Annotated in this window: 17 protein-coding genes; 13 read left to right on the forward strand and 4 right to left on the reverse strand. The window is 34.8% G+C overall.

Annotated features, from left to right (window positions below; all coding sequences use genetic code 11):
• The first annotated feature begins 129 nt into the window (after nt 1-129).
• From NX902_RS06375 to NX902_RS06385, 3 genes are read left to right on the forward strand one after another with little or no spacing between them, the layout of a single operon-like run.
• The gene (locus tag NX902_RS06375; protein ID WP_341160655.1) at nt 130-1,431 is read left to right on the forward strand and encodes an FtsK/SpoIIIE domain-containing protein; all 1,302 of its coding nucleotides are present in this window, start codon (nt 130-132) and stop codon (nt 1,429-1,431) included.
• Nucleotides 1,409-1,960 (forward strand): replication-relaxation family protein, encoded by a 552-nt coding sequence (locus NX902_RS06380; protein ID WP_341161074.1) that lies wholly within the window; start codon nt 1,409-1,411, stop codon nt 1,958-1,960. Before NX902_RS06375 ends, NX902_RS06380 begins: the two co-directional genes overlap by 23 nt.
• A gap of 13 nt (nt 1,961-1,973) precedes the next feature.
• Nucleotides 1,974-2,399: a hypothetical protein gene (locus NX902_RS06385; protein ID WP_341160656.1), complete on the forward strand. Its 426-nt coding sequence runs from the start codon at nt 1,974-1,976 to the stop codon at nt 2,397-2,399.
• Nucleotides 2,400-2,420: 21 nt separating this feature from the next.
• Here NX902_RS06385 and NX902_RS06390 read toward each other — a convergent pair whose 3' ends face one another.
• On the reverse strand, nt 2,421-3,719 hold the full coding sequence (locus NX902_RS06390; protein ID WP_341160657.1) for a hypothetical protein: 1,299 nt from the start codon (nt 3,717-3,719) through the stop codon (nt 2,421-2,423).
• 366 nt (nt 3,720-4,085) lie between these two features.
• Here NX902_RS06390 and liaF point away from each other — a divergent pair, with 366 nt between their 5' ends.
• Genes liaF through NX902_RS06405 form a run of 3 tightly spaced genes read left to right on the forward strand, consistent with a single transcriptional unit; the run spans nt 4,086 to nt 6,465 of the window.
• Nucleotides 4,086-4,796 (forward strand): cell wall-active antibiotics response protein LiaF, encoded by a 711-nt coding sequence (liaF, locus tag NX902_RS06395; RefSeq protein ID WP_341160658.1) that lies wholly within the window; start codon nt 4,086-4,088, stop codon nt 4,794-4,796.
• 9 nt (nt 4,797-4,805) lie between these two features.
• Nucleotides 4,806-5,837: a sensor histidine kinase gene (locus NX902_RS06400; protein ID WP_095330098.1), complete on the forward strand. Its 1,032-nt coding sequence runs from the start codon at nt 4,806-4,808 to the stop codon at nt 5,835-5,837.
• The gene (locus tag NX902_RS06405; protein WP_095330097.1) at nt 5,830-6,465 is read left to right on the forward strand and encodes a response regulator; all 636 of its coding nucleotides are present in this window, start codon (nt 5,830-5,832) and stop codon (nt 6,463-6,465) included. The genes NX902_RS06400 and NX902_RS06405 overlap by 8 nt, the downstream gene beginning before the upstream one ends.
• A gap of 28 nt (nt 6,466-6,493) precedes the next feature.
• Here the strand turns inward: NX902_RS06405 and NX902_RS06410 are convergent, their stop codons facing one another.
• The gene (locus tag NX902_RS06410) at nt 6,494-7,018 is read right to left on the reverse strand and encodes an antibiotic biosynthesis monooxygenase (protein WP_095330096.1); all 525 of its coding nucleotides are present in this window, start codon (nt 7,016-7,018) and stop codon (nt 6,494-6,496) included.
• Nucleotides 7,019-7,573: 555 nt separating this feature from the next.
• Here NX902_RS06410 and hemE point away from each other — a divergent pair.
• From hemE to NX902_RS06440, 6 genes are all read left to right on the forward strand, one after another.
• A complete protein-coding gene (gene hemE / locus NX902_RS06415; RefSeq protein WP_123257220.1) occupies nt 7,574-8,632 on the forward strand; it encodes a uroporphyrinogen decarboxylase in 1,059 nt (352 codons plus the stop codon).
• A 67-nt stretch (nt 8,633-8,699) separates the two neighbouring features.
• Nucleotides 8,700-9,644: a ferrochelatase gene (hemH, locus tag NX902_RS06420; protein ID WP_095330094.1), complete on the forward strand. Its 945-nt coding sequence runs from the start codon at nt 8,700-8,702 to the stop codon at nt 9,642-9,644.
• Between the two features lie 270 nt (nt 9,645-9,914).
• A complete protein-coding gene (locus NX902_RS06425; RefSeq protein WP_123259082.1) occupies nt 9,915-10,499 on the forward strand; it encodes a TetR/AcrR family transcriptional regulator in 585 nt (194 codons plus the stop codon).
• 90 nt (nt 10,500-10,589) lie between these two features.
• On the forward strand, nt 10,590-12,809 hold the full coding sequence (locus NX902_RS06430; RefSeq protein ID WP_341160659.1) for a YhgE/Pip domain-containing protein: 2,220 nt from the start codon (nt 10,590-10,592) through the stop codon (nt 12,807-12,809).
• Nucleotides 12,810-13,065: 256 nt separating this feature from the next.
• Entirely contained in the window at nt 13,066-14,055 is a 990-nt protein-coding gene (locus NX902_RS06435) for a lipoate--protein ligase (RefSeq protein ID WP_341160660.1), read from the forward strand.
• Between the two features lie 222 nt (nt 14,056-14,277).
• A complete protein-coding gene (locus tag NX902_RS06440) occupies nt 14,278-15,555 on the forward strand; it encodes a M48 family metallopeptidase (RefSeq protein ID WP_341160661.1) in 1,278 nt (425 codons plus the stop codon).
• 90 nt (nt 15,556-15,645) lie between these two features.
• On the opposite strand, the gene NX902_RS06445 is transcribed toward NX902_RS06440, so the two are convergent.
• Nucleotides 15,646-15,876, reverse strand: a complete 231-nt coding sequence (locus NX902_RS06445; RefSeq protein ID WP_341160662.1) for an IDEAL domain-containing protein — start codon at nt 15,874-15,876, stop codon at nt 15,646-15,648.
• A 187-nt stretch (nt 15,877-16,063) separates the two neighbouring features.
• Here NX902_RS06445 and NX902_RS06450 point away from each other — a divergent pair, with 187 nt between their 5' ends.
• On the forward strand, nt 16,064-16,633 hold the full coding sequence (locus tag NX902_RS06450; RefSeq protein ID WP_095330088.1) for a competence protein ComK: 570 nt from the start codon (nt 16,064-16,066) through the stop codon (nt 16,631-16,633).
• A 33-nt stretch (nt 16,634-16,666) separates the two neighbouring features.
• Here NX902_RS06450 and NX902_RS06455 read toward each other — a convergent pair whose 3' ends face one another.
• A complete protein-coding gene (locus tag NX902_RS06455) occupies nt 16,667-17,032 on the reverse strand; it encodes a hypothetical protein (RefSeq protein ID WP_095330087.1) in 366 nt (121 codons plus the stop codon).
• Between the last annotated feature and the right edge of the window lie 44 nt (nt 17,033-17,076).

Here is a 17,076-nt window from a genome sequence, read left to right on the forward strand (position 1 = left end):
TAGTAGCTCGTTCGGGAATATGCCAGATACTATTATATCTTTCTTTAAAGCTATTATTTTGAATGCTAGATAGATGGGATAGATTCTAAAGAATCTATAAAGAGGTGGCGCAGGAAGGAGGAAACCAACTTGATTTTTGAAGTGATCACAACAGCTATCATGGGAGGGCTTGCCTTTCAAGCTCACTTGTCAAAGAACGGATTGAGTAACGACTCTAAAAAACTAAATAAAATTTTTGCTCTTTCAGGTCTTAATGTGAAGGATGGTAAACAGACTTTAACCACTCAATTAGTGAAGAAACGTAATTACGAATGGGGTACAGAATATCGCTATCGTATTCCACTAGGTAGAAGTTTCGAAGATTATTTATCTAAGCAAAAATCAATTGAAGCAGGATTAAATACACGTTCAGTAAAGCTTCAATTAAGAGACCTAAAAGCGCTCAAATTAGACTCGAAAATACTTTCGAATATAAGAAGCCTATATCAAAAAAAACTCGCTGACAGGAAGGAAATAGAGCTCGCTTATGATGGTATGTTAGTTGTCAGAGTATATAACGAGCCAATGCCAAAATTAGTGGATATGTTCGAAGGCAAAGCATGGGAAGTACCAATAGGAATTATGAGAGAAAAGAATAAATATATCCTTCATGATTTTGAAAAGATTCCACACTTTGTATTAGGTGGAGCTACTAGGTACGGTAAATCGAATCTTATTAACGGAATAATTACGTCTCTAATTAAACAGCAGCCGAATCATGTCAAACTACATCTTGTGGACTTAAAAGGCGGGGTGGAACTGTGTGACTATGAAAAAATTAAACAGACAGTATCAATCGCATATGAGCCGGAAGAAGCTAGGGATATATTAGAGAATGCTTATAACGAAATGAGGAAGATGCAGCAGAGGGTAAGAGAGATAGGGAAAAAGAATATACAAGAAGCTGGGATATCAAAAAGGCATTTTATCTTCATTGATGAAGTTGGGGAATTGAATCCAGAAGAAGCAGTGGATCGTGAAGAAAAAGAATTAAAGAAACAATGCCAAAAGTATATGAGTCAAATATCAAGGCTGGGAGCTGGACTTGGTTTTAGGCTAGTATTAGCAACGCAGTATCCAACAGGCGACGTTATCCCAAGACAATGCAAACAAAATAGTGATGCAAAACTATGCTTTCGTGTACAGTCTTCCACAGCTTCAAGAGTTGTGTTAGACGAAACAGGAGCAGAACAATTGCCACAAATAAAAGGTCGTGCAATATATCAAACAGCAGATAAAAGAGTCATCGTTCAAACACCATTAATTACTCCAAATGAAATTCAATCCACAATTAATCCACACATCATAGAAAAAGGAGGCAAGAAGATTGAAACCTCTAAACAGCCGACAAGAAGCAATACTATTGTCATTGAAAAAACTGGACTTTCTTAATCGTGATCAGCTGCAAATCATCCACAATCTAGGGAAAGTACGAAACACTAACAGAATCCTAAAAGAACTATCTCCATACTTAGAATCATTCCGGGAAGAGTATTCCACCATTTATTATTTAAACAGCGAAGGAAGGGCATATGTGAACTCTAACAAGGTACGTAGAAAGAACCCTTTTGTTAATCACACTATCCTTAGAAATTACTTTTATATATTTGCTAAAAAACCAACTGAATGGACTAATGAAGTGAAAATAAGTGATGGTATCACAACTTTAATAACTGATACCTGGTTTAAAGCAGGAGGAAAATATCATTTCTTAGAAGTGGATTCGTTGCAAAAAATGAAAGAGAACAGAGTGAAAGTAAATAACTATAAAGCCTTGTACACAGCTGGACATCTAGCAAAACACTTCGGCTATTTTCCACCTTTAATATGGCTTACTACGACTCAGTTACGCAAAAAACAATTAAAAGAATTGTGTAAGGAATTGCCTTGTGCTGTCTATATGATTGATGAAATCAAATAAGGGAGAGATTCTAATGGAGACTATCGCTTTTAACGACTTTATGAGTCGCAAATATAAAGAAGATCAAGTGAAAGAAAAGAAAAAATCTAGTGTAGGCAAGGTTATAAGAAGAGTAGGTACATCTATTACTATTCCATTGTTGTTAGCTAAACCAGCCTTTGCTGCTACTCCTGAAGCTATTCCAGTTGGCGCTAAAGAATGGATGGGAGAACAGGCATTGTCTACATTGGCCCATGCATTGGATCCATTAGTTGATGTTCTTGTTGCTTTATCATTTCCAGTAGCGAGCGTAATTATTGTAGGTGGTTGTTTCTTCTTTATGCTAGGGAACAGTGAGAAGGCTTGGAGTACAATCCAAAACGCAGGCTTAGGTTATGTATTGATTCAGATATCTCCATTGATATTAAATGTCTTGAAACAGATTGGTAGTGCTATATAATTAATAAAAAGGATTTCTAATTTATAAAATGTCTTTTATCGGTGTTGGAGTTCCGCCTCCAACCCATATGGCAGCAATTTGCCCTAAAGCAGTTAATGTGCTTATTCCACTACCAATTGCATGGGCAAACAGACCGGCAATAGAACCCGCTAATGAAATGCCGGAGAAGCCAGAACCATCTAAGCCGGTAATAACTCCTACAGCTGTAAGCGTAACGGCGCCAATTTCTTTCGTTAATGGAACAGTGGAAGCAAGAGCAACACCGAGATCATTGACGATTCCGTGGGATTCTTTTGGTAGAAAGTCTCCGATAATTGTACTAAAACCAGAGTCACCTAAATAGAAGAAGGCAGCGATTGGAATAACCGGTCCAAATACTTTAAAACCAAATTGGAATCCTTCGATCAAATAAGTCGTTGTTTTTTCCAAGCCTTTATTTTTATAGCTTACTAATGTTATTAAAAGAAGAATAAAAATGGACGTTCCACCAACCAGCGCGGTAGCATCTCCCCCTTGTAAATCTAATAAAAACATGGCTGCAACGTCAAGAATATAGAGAATGGGAATTAGGATGGCGAACAGTTTCTTTTGTGTATTACTCAGTAGTAATTTATTTACTTGGGGAAGAATATCTGATTTATTAATAGAGGTGACTCCAGTTGCAAAAGTCAGTGTTCCTCTTTTCATATCGCGTTTAATAAAATAGAACGCAGTAATAGTTGTCACAACCCCCATAACAATCACAAGGGGAATACTTGCATGCATGACGTCTTCGACAGGTATGCCGGCAGCATCTGCTGTAAGTTTCGGTGCAGCTTGGATGATAAAATCTCCTGATAAGGCAATTCCATGGCCGAACAAATTCATCGCCATTGCAACGGCAATTCCTGGCAGACCAACCCGTAAAGCTACTGGTAAGAGAACAGCACCAATCAATGCTACTGCGGGGGATGGCCAGAAAAAGAAAGAAATGAGCATCATTACTATTCCGATCGTCCAATAAGCGAGTCCAGGTGAACGAATAAGTTTGGAAAAGGGAGAAATCATTACATCGTTAATACCAGTTTTCGTCAAAATTCTACTCATTGCCACAATAATAGAGATGACAGCAATAGTAGGTAACAATTCTGTAATGGCAAAGATGAAACTATTGAAAATACTGCTAATCGAGGTACTTAAGGATCCGGTCGCTGTTATCGCTAATAGAAAGATTCCAACGATACAAATAAAGGTAGTATCTCTTCTGATTACCATAAAGCCGATGATAAAGACAATAAAAAGTACATATATCCAATGAAGTGCCGTTAATTCGATCCCCAAATAAATCCAGCTCCTTTCCCGATTTGAAGTCAATGATGCTATAGGCATCTATCACTATTCGGTTAATACAGATTATGTGGTTATAGGTAAAAGGTGATTGGTTCCTTTTTAAAATATAGTGTGTTTCACTTCATAGCCTTGGAATGGGAGGAAGGAGCTGATCTAAAACTCATGGAAGAAAAATTGGCCAAAGACTCCTTCTTAAGATGGAGAAAAAAACATCGAAAGAAGGAACAAAAAATTACATAATGGTAGTACAATAGATTTGTAGTTGAAAGAGCACTATTTTTTAGAATTACACAACAATTCTATATTTAGATGTCTAGGAAAGAAGGGGAGTTTTTGAGAAAATCAATCTCCAAAATAATGTTTTCAATTAGTTTACTTATTGTAGGAGTAATTTTATTACTTGTTAATATTGGTGTCATTTCCTTGGAAATAAAAAAATTATTTGTCATAATATATCCGTTTTTGCTGCTTGTTTATGGGCTGCTTTCTCTCTATCAAATAACATTAAAGCAAAAAAGTAATTTATTTTTCACTTTATTTATTCTTACTTTCGCTACTCTTCTCCTTTTGGATCGTTTTCAAGTATTAGAATTTAGATTTATTGACTTTTGGAAGTTATGGCCATTAATTCTTATTTTAATGGCACTTGGACTCATCAAACCTAAGTTCACTTTTGAGGATGACAGTGGTGGAAAAAGTTATACAAAGAAATCCAACCTCATGGGAGATGTTAAATATAATACAGATAATTGGGCTGTCGAACCGATGGAGATTTCTCATGGGTTAGGGGATGTCTATATTGATTTTAGCAAAGCTTTTATTCCTGAAGGAGAAACCGAGCTGTTTATCCATGCGAGGATTGGTGATGTGAAAATTATTGTTCCAGATGATCTAGCCATTTATGTTCATGCCGAAGTGAAAATTGGAGAAGTACGAATTCTTCAGTCGGTTAAGGAAGGAATTGGAAATACTTTAGAGCATAAATCTGCCTATTATGAAGAGGCAATAAAAAAAATAAAGCTAAATATTTTGCTTGATATAGGCGATATTACAGTGCAAAAGGTATAAGGGGGAAACATGAGACAGACAATTAGTCGTTATGGATATTATCGAAATATCGTTTTAACAAGTTTGAGTATTTCTTTGCTGCTATTTATTAGTATCTATTTATTTCCGAATTTTGTAACGTCTAGGATAGGGAATATTATTTTTGCTGTCAACTGTTTTTTTCTGATAACATTGGTGGGTTTTTATTTTGCCTTTAAATGGAGCGGCAAAATAAAGAAACAATTAGATGAAATATTTTGGTTTATATCGTCTTTAAGGAGAGGAAAAATACCGCAAAAAATGCTGCTTGCATCAAGTGAGTATGTTTATGATGTAAAAGAAGAACTTAATCAACTTGCTGATTATCAACAAGAGCAAATTCATTCTTTGCAGAGATTAGCAAATGAAAAAACAACGCTTGGACAAACAGCCCACAATGCTGCAGTAATAGAAGAAAGACAACGACTGGCAAGAGATTTACATGATGTTGTTAGTCAGCAATTATTTGCATTAAATATGATGTCTTCTGCTGCATATAAAATTTTTGACCAGGATCCTGCTTTAGCAAAGCAACAGTTACAGGAGATTGTTTCGATTGCAGGCAAGGCGCAAGGGGAAATGCGTGCATTATTGCTTCATCTAAGACCAATTGAATTAAGCAATGATACGTTGTGTGATGGCATAATCAAACTTATTCAAGAGCTGAAAGGAAAAACAATGCTTCATTTTTCTGCAAGCATCGATGAAATAGATGGTCTATCTACGGCTGGGCAGGAACATCTTTTTCGCATTGTTCAAGAGGCTTTATCCAATGTGCTTCGTCATTCCCATGCAGATAAAGTAAGAATCATTTTGGAAGAGCGAGGTGAATATGCTTCTCTACATATAAGTGATAATGGCAAAGGCTTTGATCCGACGATAGAGAGGATTGCATCATATGGGTTAAAGACAATGAGAGAGCGCTGTGAGGAAATTGGTGGTGTGATGGAACTTCGATCAAAAATTGGGGAAGGTACCTATATTGATATTAGAGTGCCAACAAAGGGGTGGGAAAATGATTAGAGTGGTAGTGGTTGATGATCATGAAATGGTGAGAAAAGGAATTATTTCTTATTTAATGACAGAACCAAATATTCATATTGTAGGAGAGGCAAATAGTGGTCAGACGGCAGTTCAGCTTGTACTCAAGGAGAAGCCGGATATTGTGTTAATGGATTTATTAATGGACAATGGGAATGGTATCGAAGCGACAAAGGATATTTTAAAGGGGTATCCTAGCTGCAAAGTTATCATTATCACAAGCTTCTATGATGAAGCACAAGTTATTCCGGCAATAGAAGCAGGCGCATTTAGTTATTTATTAAAAACAGCAAGTGCTACAGAGGTTGTACGGGCAATTAATAAAGCTTATAGTGGCGAAGCAGTGATTGAGCCAAAGGTTGCTAACGTGATGGTGAAAAAATTGCGAGCAACAGAAAGAAAACCACATGATGATTTAACAGAAAGAGAATTAGAAGTATTAATGTGCATTGGAGAAGGAATGACTAATCAGGCCATTAGTGAAGAACTATATATTGGAATCAAAACAGTAAAAACACATGTAAGCAATATTTTATCGAAATTAGCAGTAGCCGACCGAACCCAAGCTGCTGTATATGCCAATAGAAATGGCATTATTAAAACAAGATAGTCATAAGTTCAGGTGGCTACTGGATTAATTACGCTTTTTCTTCATCTGGAATTGTTAATTGTACGAAATACGGTTTTCCATTAAAGATAGAATGCTGGGAACTATTCCAGCTTTTTTCATTACTTTTACCAATAGGAGCTTCTGCATTTGCTTCTTGCTGTTTCCATTTTATATAATTCGCTTTTTCTTCCCATAGACAAAAGAGGATATATGTGTCTCCTTTGGCAGGGCGAAGGAAGCGAATAGCTGTCATTGCTTTGTTTGCGATAGATGTGAAGTATTTCATCATCTTATGTTCGAAAACAGGTTTATTTTCTTCACTTACTGGAATATGATTCATGGTAATAAATCCTTTATTTTCTAACATTCCATAACTGAATAAAATGTCATAGCTTCTTGGTTCTTGGAAGAAAGAAGGAGCTTGACTTTCGTGTAGTAGTATCGCCCGATCGCTGGCTTCTTCCTGCATTAATAACAAGGTTTCAGTCGAAAATTTATTTTCGTATTTCTTCCCTAAATAATCATAGGTTCCGCTAGTAAGATAAATATTCACTAATCTCCCTCCAAGTTATAAGGATATATAAAGCATACAATAGAAAGGGGAAAGTTACGATAGATCCTCTTAAATTACCCATAACTAATGAAATACTCTTATTTGTTTATATTAACATTAACAAACCATGTTATTCGAGATAGCTGGTTTCATTCAAAGCTTTTCCCTTATGTTCTTATGATTTAACTTTTTGTGTGCGCTACCACATAATTCATAAGAGGTGTAATCTCCTTTATTTTTGGGTAAAAAATGTCTAAATTGTGACAAAGTGATAAGTTATCTATGCAAAGATAGTAAAAAAGATATATTATTGAAATATATGCATGATTGAGAATGAATATTTTTACATATAGTAAGGAAAAAAGAATGGAATGTCTAGGACAGGCATTCCTTTTTATTGGGATGGTAATAACTTGGAAAGAAACATAAAAAATTAGTTTAAAAACTTTTTACTTGCATATTATTTATAAATATTATAACTTAATAATTATTATAAATAACATTGATCACTATATAGAATGAAATACATACCTTTGAAAGGTGGACATCAAAAGGATGAATAAACAGATGAAAGATACATTTATTAAAGCGGCAAAAGGACAGCCCACTGAATATGTTCCGGTATGGTATATGCGACAGGCAGGTCGTTCGCAGCCTGAATACCGAGCAATTAAAGAGAAATATTCTTTATTTGAAATAACGCATCAGCCAGAGCTATGTGCTTATGTTACGAAATTACCGGTTGATCAGTATGATGTCGATGCTGCAGTATTATATAAAGATATTATGACACCACTGCCTGCCATTGGGGTAGATGTGGAAATAAAATCAGGAATCGGACCTGTGATAGAGAATCCTATTCGGTCAATGGAGGATATTACAAGACTTGGTATGTTACATCCTGAGCAAGATATTAAATATGTCCTTGACACGATAAGACTGCTTACAACCGAGCAATTAAATGTTCCGTTGATAGGCTTTTCCGGTGCTCCTTTTACTCTTGCTAGTTACATGATTGAAGGTGGACCATCCAAAAACTATCATAAGACAAAAGCGTTTATGTATGCTAAACCAGACGCTTGGCATGCTTTAATGGAAAAGCTTGGTGATATGGTGGTTACTTATGTGAAGGCGCAAATTAATGCAGGTGCTAGTGCGATTCAAATTTTCGATTCATGGGTAGGCGCATTAAATGTGGAGGACTACCGCTTATTTATAAAGCCTGTTATGCATAGAATTTTTTCTGAGCTGGAGAGTGAAAATGTTCCCTTCATTATGCACGGAGTCGGGGCGAGTCATTTGGCACTTGAATGGAATGAGCTTTCCTTGGATGTAGTTGGCTTAGATTGGCGCTTACCTATATCAGATGCAAGGAAAATGGGAATAACTAAAGCTGTCCAAGGAAATCTAGATCCCGCAGTCCTTCTTGCACCATGGAGTGTTATTGAGGAAAGAGCGAAACAAATCATTGAACAGGGAATAGAACAGCCAGGCTTTATCTTTAATTTAGGACATGGTGTGTTCCCAGATGTAGATCCAGCTGTGTTGAAAAAATTGACTGGTTTTATTCATGAATATTCCGGTGACTTACTAAGTAAGCGTGCGCGCAAATAAAAGATATATTAAGGATAGCTAAAGTTAAAAAAATACAAAATAATACAATGAAATGAGGTAATGAAAAATGAGTCGAAAAAAAATGGGCCTTCTTGTTATGGCATATGGAACACCATATAAGGAAGAAGATATTGAAAGATATTATACAGATATTAGACATGGAAGAAAGCCGACAGATGAAATGCTTCATGATTTAAAGAGTCGCTATGAAGCAATTGGAGGAATCTCTCCATTAGCAAAAATTACGATGGAACAAGCAAAGGGACTAGAAGCGCATCTTAATGAAATACAAGACGATATTGAATTTAAAATGTATATAGGATTAAAGCATATTGAGCCATTTGTAGAAGATGCAGTAAAGATGATGCATGAAGATGGAATCAAAGAGGCAGTGAGTATTGTGTTAGCCCCTCATTACTCTACCTTCAGTATTAAGGCATATAATAATCGTGCAAAAGAAGAAGCAAAAAAATTAGGCGGCTTAACCATTCATAGTATTGAAAGCTGGTATAAGGAGCCAAAATTTATTAGCTATTGGGTTAATCAATTAAAAGAGACCTACGCTAAAATGTCGCAAGAAGAACGAGAGAATGCAGCGTTAATTGTCTCTGCACATAGTTTACCAGAAAAAATCCTTCAATATGGAGATCCATATCCAGACCAATTAAAGGATACAGCAGAGTTAATTGCAAAGGGAGCAGGTATTTCTACTTATTATCTAGGCTGGCAAAGTGCGGGGAATACACCAGATCCTTGGCTTGGTCCAGATGTTCAGGATTTAACAAGAGATTTACATGCAAAATATGGATATAAAGCATTTGTATATGTGCCAGTAGGATTTGTAGCGGAACATTTAGAAGTCTTATATGACAATGATTATGAGTGCCTTGTTGTGACAGAAGAAGTTGGAGCAAGCTATTATCGACCAAAAATGCCAAATGCTCAGCCGGAATTTATTGATGCATTAGCGACAGTGGTTTTAAAAGAAATTGCAGTGCCAATTAAAGGATAAAATGCCTCAAAATTATTTTTTGTTGATGCTATTATGTTGTAAACGGAACCAAGTGATTTTTTCGAAAATCACTTGGTTTCTTTTGTTGCAACGAGTTTAACTCTGTGATATATTCTTTTTTGTACTAACTGACCGAAATGTTATTTTAGTCAGTTTTTTTGATAAATCAATAATTAAGCTGTAATGGCGAATAAATGGATGGAGATAAAATTTATTCTACATAACTGGAGAGACTATCTTTATTCGCATGGAAAGAAAGAGGTGGAATATTTGGCTGTTGACCGTAGGAAGCTTATTTTAGAAGCGGCGACTAAATCATTTTCTATGTTTGGTTATAAAGCAACAACTATGGATCATGTTGCTAAAATTGCAAATGTAGGTAAAGGAACGATTTATACTTTTTTTAAGAATAAGGAGGAGCTCTTTTTTGAAATAGTTAATGATTTAATTACAGAAATGAAGGAAAGAGCTGATGAGTCATTTGATTCTTCTTCTACGTTTATGGAAAATGCCCATCGTGCAGTGATGAATATGCTTGAATACCGCAAAGAGCATCATCTGACGGTTAAGCTTTTTCAAGAACAGCGTGAAATTGGTACGCTGGAAGTAAAAGAAGTAATTAGCCATTTAGAAAATGCGATCTTAAATTATATGAAAACACGTGTACAAGAAGCAGTAGATAAAGGAGAAATTCACACACAGAATCCAGAGCTGACATCCTTTATTATTATTAAAGTATACTTAGCGCTCATTTTTGAGTGGGAGAAACATCATCCACCGCTTACTACAGAGGAAATCGCATCGAGTTTTGAATTACATCTATTTCATGGAATAGCAAATCCGCTTAATAAATGAGAAAATAGTCCGTTAGTTATTTTTCTTTTAACAAGCTACTAGAATTGTTTTTTAAAGGATAAATGATTGATTAAAAATGGAGGGAATTATATGAAACAAAGTTTACTAAAGGCAGAGCTGTCCTCTATTTTTAAAAATAAAATGGTGCTGATCTCTGTTATCGCTATTGTGTTTGTTCCAATACTATATGCAGGTATTTATTTATGGGCCTTTTGGGATCCTTATGGAAACTTAGACAAATTGCCTGTTGCTGTTGTAAATGAAGATACAGGGACAGAGATGAATGGAAAATCATTAGATATCGGAAAAGATTTAGTAGAAAATTTAAAGGATAGCGAAGACTTTAATTTTAAATTTGTCGATAAAGAAACTGGTTATAAAAATTTAGAAAATCAGAAGTATTATATGCTGATAGAAATTCCAAAAGATTTTTCAAATAATGCGACAACATTGCTTGAAGATAATCCACAAAAATTGGACCTGAAATATGTTTCTAATCCAGGATATAATTTTATTTCTTCTCAAATAGGGAATTCCGCAATTGAAAAAATAAAGCAAGGTGTTAGTAAAGAAGTGACAGAAACTTATGCGGAATCTATTTTTGAAAATATTACGAAAATGTCAGACGGCTTAAAAACAGCAAGTAATGGTGCAAAAGATTTAAAAGATGGAACAGATAAAGTAAAGTCGGGTACCGAAGAAGTGTATAAAAATCTAGAAACACTTGCTGAAAAGTCTATACAATTTTCTGATGGTGTTAATAGTGCTAATAATGGAGTGAAAGAGCTCGCCAATGGAGCAGATGATTTAAATCAAGGATTAACGCAATTGCAATCAGCCCAAGGGAAATTAAATGATGCTGCACAGAAATTGCAAGGGGGAGACCAGGCAATTCTTGATGGTGTTTCGCAAGCGAAAGATGGAATCAACACAGTTAAAGCCAATATTCCTTCGTTAATTGAAGGGACAAATAAGCTGCAAACAGGCTCCAATACTTTAACGCAAGGCTTAACAGACTGGAGCGATAAATCAGCACAATTGGCTGCTGGAGCTAATCAGTTGCATGAAGGTGCAACAACCTTACAGGAAACAGTTAATGCGATAATGCCCATGCTGCAAGGTTTACCAGAAGAAAATAAGCAACAGCTTGTAGCAGCACTTAAAGGGTTGGTGGATGGCAGTTCTTCCATTGCCACCAATACAAAAGCGTTAAGTCAAGCAGCAGACCAGCTGGCAGCAGGCGGAACAAGCTTGTCTAATGGCATAACAGACTTAAATAAAGGGCAAAAACAATTGCAAACAGGCATTAATCAGCTGAGTGATGGAAGCAGCCAGCTAGAAAATGGGGTAAAACAGCAGGTAGCTGGTCAGGAACAATTTGTGGCTGGTATGAATAAGTATGCTTCTGAATTTGCAAAAGCTGTTAATGGTTCTACTAAATTGTCCACTGGTGCAAACACCTTAGTATCAGGAATGAATACACTTGCAACAGGATCGAATGCTTTATCAGATGGAACCGATTTGCTAAAAGACGGATCAAAAAAATTGGTAAATGGAACATCTTCTTTATTAGATGGAAGCAAGGAGCTTTCGTCTAAATTATCAGACGGAGCTGAGGAAGCAAGTTCCATCCATTCTGATGAAAAAACATATGACATGATAGCAGAACCAATCTTAGTTGACCAAGATAAAGTATCGGATGTGCCAAACTATGGAACAGGCTTAGCGCCATATTTCATTTCGCTAGGACTATTTGTTGGTGCATTAATGCTCTCTATTGTGTTCTCTTTTGCAGAACCAGAAGAACAGCCGAGAAGTGGAATTCGTTGGTTCTTAAGCAAAACGATTATTTTGATTGGGGTAGGAATCTTACAGGCTTTAGTTGCCTGCTTTGTATTGCTAGTCATCTTAGGAATGGAAGTGGAAAGTGTACCATTATTTATCCTATTTACCATTCTAACTAGTTTAGTATTTTTCTCGATCATTCAATTTTTGGTTACTTTATTTGGAAATCCAGGACGATTTATTATCGTCATCATCATGATTTTCCAATTAACAACTAGTGCGGGTACTTTCCCGTTAGAGTTAATACCAAATGTTTTACAACATATTCACAATCTCTTGCCAATGTCTTATTCAGTAGCTGGATTAAAAGCAGTTATCTCTACTGGTGATATGGACTTTATGTGGCATAATGCAGAGATTCTTGGTATTTATCCACTTATATTCTTTGCGGGTACAGCTGCTTACTTTATTTTTAAATACAAACGGTATTATACAAATAAGGAAGTAGAAGTAACGGTAGAATAATTTGAAAAAGCTGCTAACTTTATATCTTCCTAAGTCACATCTATTGTGCGAAGCCTTGATAGAGTGTGGGGAAGATACATAGTTGCAGCTTTTTATATTGTGCTTAAAATATCACTCCAATTCTTAAACTTTGCCAATTCTATGAAAAAAGTACAAATGAAGTGATTATTTCCCGTTTTTTCGTTATAGTATAAAAGGGTAATTAAATTCGGGAAAATTGGATATAATTCTACAAAATTATAAGGGGTGTCTTTTTATGCTGTTTATAGATAATAAAGGGATAACAGATCCACGCATTAATCTAGCAATTGAAGAGTATGCTTTGAAAAACTTAGACATAAATGAAACGTATCTTTTATTTTATATAAATGAACCTTCTATCATTATTGGGAAAAACCAGAATACGATAGAAGAAATTAATACTGATTATGTAGAATCAAATGGCATACATGTTGTTAGAAGATTATCTGGTGGCGGTGCCGTCTATCATGACTTAGGTAATTTAAGTTATAGCTTTATTACAAAAGATGACGGGAATAGCTTCCATAACTTTAGAAAGTTCACTGAGCCTGTTGTTCAAGCACTTAAAAGCATGGGAGTAAATGCTGAATTAAGTGGTCGTAATGATCTTCTTGCTGAAGGTAGAAAAATTTCTGGCAATGCACAATTTTCTACAAGAGGAAGAATGTTTACGCATGGAACATTATTATTTGATTCTGAAATGGATCATATTGTGTCAGCATTAAAAGTGAAAAAAGACAAAATTGAATCTAAAGGGATCAAATCAGTAAGAAGCAGAGTAGCGAATATTACTGAATTTCTTCCAGAAAAAATATCTATTCAAGAATTTCGCAACCTATTATTAAGCTATCTCTTCGATGGGGAAGAGAATATTCAAGAATATGTCTTAACAGCAGAGGATTGGGAAAAAATTCATCAATTATCTAAAGAAAGATATCAAAACTGGGATTGGAATTATGGCAAATCTCCTAAATTCAATTTACAGCATTCTCATCGTTTCCCAGTTGGTCAAATCGATGTAAGATTTGATGTAGTAAAAGGAATTGTGAAAAACTGCAAAATTTATGGTGATTTCTTTGGAGTTGGCGATGTAGAAGATATTGAAAAACGACTGATTGGGGTCCGCTATGATCGCTCCGAATTAGAAAAGGCATTAGACGACATTTCTATTAAGCATTATTTTGGAAATGTGACAAAAGAAGATTTTCTGCAATTGATTTATTGATGAGATAGAAGAATAAAAAAAAGCATCTTAAATGATAGGAGGTATCTTATTATTTTAGATGCTTTTTTTATACCCTTTTTGAAAGTAAGAGTGCAACGGGGAGCTGGACACGCTTTTTTTACATCAAAATAAATAGTGGAAATATCTCCTTTTAGTTCTAAAACAATCCTTTTTGGACTACTTATTAATAATAGGTTGTACTAGGCTGGCAGGAGGGAGATTATGACTAGAAAAATTGGCTTTTATGCAGTAGTTGCCTATGTGTTATATGGTTTGTTTTTTTATTGGTATTTATTTCAATATACTAGTCCAGCTTTACCCTTTGAATATCAAGGATCTCAAGCAGATCCAAGTACTTTTTTAAATAGCAGAGAATTGGTATTAAGTGAGGAATATTCACGGGTAAGGAACTTCTTGTTTTTTATTTCTACACCATTTGAATGGCTTTTTTACTTATTTGTTTTGTTATTTGGCTTTTCCAAAGTATTTAAAAAATGGGGAGAGGCTTCTGCGAAATATAAGTCGATGCAAACGGCTATTTACTTATTCTGGCTGAATATTACTGCCTTTATTATCACCTTTCCACTTAGTTATATTAGTTACTCTGTATCAAAAACCTATCATATTTCTACCCAGAGCTTTCCTTCTTGGATGAAGGATCAATTTATTGATTTTTGGGTGAATTATGTCATTCTGTTTCTTATTGTTTCCGTTTTATACTGGCTAATGAACAAGAGTCAAAAGAGATGGTGGCTTTATGCCTGGGTTCTATCCATTCCTTTTACCTTATTTCTCACGTTTATTCAGCCTGTCGTCATTGATCCGCTATACAATGATTTCACTCCTTTAAAGGATAAAGAATTAGAGGCAGAGATATTGAAGCTTGCGAGTGCTTCTGACATTCCAGCCGATCATGTTTTTGAAGTAAATATGTCAGATAAAACGAGTGCATTAAATGCTTATGTTACAGGAATAGGGAGCAATGCAAGAATTGTGCTGTGGGATACTAGTTTAAAGGAATTAGAGAATGACGAAATTTTATTTGTAATGGCACATGAAATGGCTCATTATGTAGAAAAACATATTTATATAGGAATAGGTATCTCCTTATTTACCTCTTTATTTGGTTTATATTTCATTTATAAATTGCTGCACTGGATTGTAAATAGATGGGGGGCAGCACTTAAAATTGCAAAAGTAGAGGATATACAATCCTTTCCTTTAATTCTTTTATTAACTTCCATGCTGCTATTTGCTGTAAACCCATTAACTAATGTCATTTCAAGATATGAGGAAAAAAGAGCTGATCACTATGCGGTCGAATTAACAGAAAATCCAGAGGCTGGTATTGTGACATTTCAAAAGCTAGCAAAAACGGGACTGAGTGAAGTAAATCCACCTTTATTGGTGAAAATATTCCGCTATAGCCACCCGACGATGCTGGAGAGAATTAGTAAGTTGGAAGAAGAAAGCATTCGATTACAAAATCAGAAAAAATAATAATACAAAAATAAAGGATGACTCAAAGAGTTTAATCATCGTAGTGATTAGGCTCTTTGGGACATCCTTTGGCTTTATTTATTGGTATTATCAAGTTCCGAAGCGCTTACATAATAAGTTAAATTCGTTGCTCAGTTCGTTAAATGTTTTTCTGTCATGTTCATCAATGGCTTTATCAATCAAGGACATCAAATTTGCTTTTTCATTTTTTAATTGAATTTCAGAAAGCAACATTTCAATATAGAGGTCTTTTACATAAGTATTTGTGTTTTTTTTCTGGCCACTTAACTTTGTAAACTCAGTATAGGGCTTATCATTCATTGTCTTTCCCTCCTGATGCCTTTTTAATATTATATGGGAAAAATTGATAATTATCAATTTGTTTTTTTAAAATTATGAAATTTGATTATAAAGTATGTCTATATTCTGAAAAATTATTTTGTCTTAAGATTCATTAGGTAAAAAGTGCTATTATAGGGGAAGATTACTAAAAAAGGAGGATTTATAGTTGGAAGAAAATTATTTAATAGTCGAAAAGTATTATATTAATTATCATACGCTTGCAGTCTTACCATACATTGTAGCTAATGGCGATATCTATTCAAAGGTATATGAACATAATAATGTTTTTTTATGCAAACGTAGTCCATTAATGATTGTGAAAGCAACATGTGGTTATCTGGGAAGTTCTTACGAAGGAAGAAGGGAGGGAACTCGCCAACTAATGACCTATTATCATAAGCTGCCAATTGTAATTGATGATTTTAATTCCGTTTATTTTTTTCCCACTCATTCTCCTAGAAATAACAACTGTGCATGGATTTCTCTTCATCATATTCTTGATACCAAAAAAATAGAAGCCTCTAAAGTGAGAATAACATTTCAAAATTTGCAAAGTGTAGAAATAGGGGTTTCACTCTATACCCTAAGAAATCAAATAATGCGGACGAACTCTCTTAAAACATTACAGCGTTATAATCATGAAGCAAGTATTAATCCTAAGTTAACATATAAAAGTTTACTGGTGGATAAACAAAAAAAATTAGCAGAAGCTCAAGGGATGTATAAAAAAAAGTAGGATAGCAATTTAATCTTTTTTTATTTGTTTTTGTTAGCTAATAGTAAACCTTTTGTATAAATAATGCTCCAATAATTCTTGAACTTTATTGCGAAGGCGGGGGTTAAAGTAGTTATGATATTCTTCATAGCCGTTATAAATAAATAAAAACATGGTAAATGCTTCATCACGATTTACTTCTTGAATCTTCATTGTATGCTTATACATATAACTCTTCGTTTTTTTTAACTCCGATTGTACTACTTTCATTGCATTTTCGAGTAGATCTATATAAGGTTGTTTTAATTTTAAATTACTTATTTTGATGACCTGCAGATCTCGATTAAGTATTGTTAAAAGCATAGGAAGATAAATAGCTTTTTCCATAACATCTCTTTCTATTTCAGGAATTCTTGTCATACTCGTTACCCCTTTCCTTTCACATAAACAGAACATTTGTTCTT

It is taken from the genome of Niallia sp. FSL W8-0954 (assembly GCF_038005605.1).
Classification (GTDB): Bacteria; Bacillota; Bacilli; order Bacillales; family Cytobacillaceae; genus Niallia; species Niallia circulans_A.

What these genes read in the sequence shown, in the direction of transcription:
- NX902_RS06385 (WP_341160656.1), top strand. Translation starts at nt 1,974, where the DNA reads ATGGAGACTATCGCTTTTAACGACTTTATGAGTCGCAAATATAAAGAA.
- NX902_RS06435 (WP_341160660.1), top strand. Translation starts at nt 13,066, where the DNA reads ATGCTGTTTATAGATAATAAAGGGATAACAGATCCACGCATTAATCTA.
- NX902_RS06400 (WP_095330098.1), top strand. Translation starts at nt 4,806, where the DNA reads ATGAGACAGACAATTAGTCGTTATGGATATTATCGAAATATCGTTTTA.
- NX902_RS06405 (WP_095330097.1), top strand. Translation starts at nt 5,830, where the DNA reads ATGATTAGAGTGGTAGTGGTTGATGATCATGAAATGGTGAGAAAAGGA.
- hemH (WP_095330094.1), top strand. Translation starts at nt 8,700, where the DNA reads ATGAGTCGAAAAAAAATGGGCCTTCTTGTTATGGCATATGGAACACCA.
- NX902_RS06445 (WP_341160662.1), bottom strand. Translation starts at nt 15,876, where the DNA reads ATGAATGATAAGCCCTATACTGAGTTTACAAAGTTAAGTGGCCAGAAA.
- NX902_RS06430 (WP_341160659.1), top strand. Translation starts at nt 10,590, where the DNA reads ATGAAACAAAGTTTACTAAAGGCAGAGCTGTCCTCTATTTTTAAAAAT.
- NX902_RS06455 (WP_095330087.1), bottom strand. Translation starts at nt 17,032, where the DNA reads ATGACAAGAATTCCTGAAATAGAAAGAGATGTTATGGAAAAAGCTATT.
- liaF (WP_341160658.1), top strand. Translation starts at nt 4,086, where the DNA reads ATGTTTTCAATTAGTTTACTTATTGTAGGAGTAATTTTATTACTTGTT.
- hemE (WP_123257220.1), top strand. Translation starts at nt 7,574, where the DNA reads ATGAATAAACAGATGAAAGATACATTTATTAAAGCGGCAAAAGGACAG.
- NX902_RS06440 (WP_341160661.1), top strand. Translation starts at nt 14,278, where the DNA reads ATGACTAGAAAAATTGGCTTTTATGCAGTAGTTGCCTATGTGTTATAT.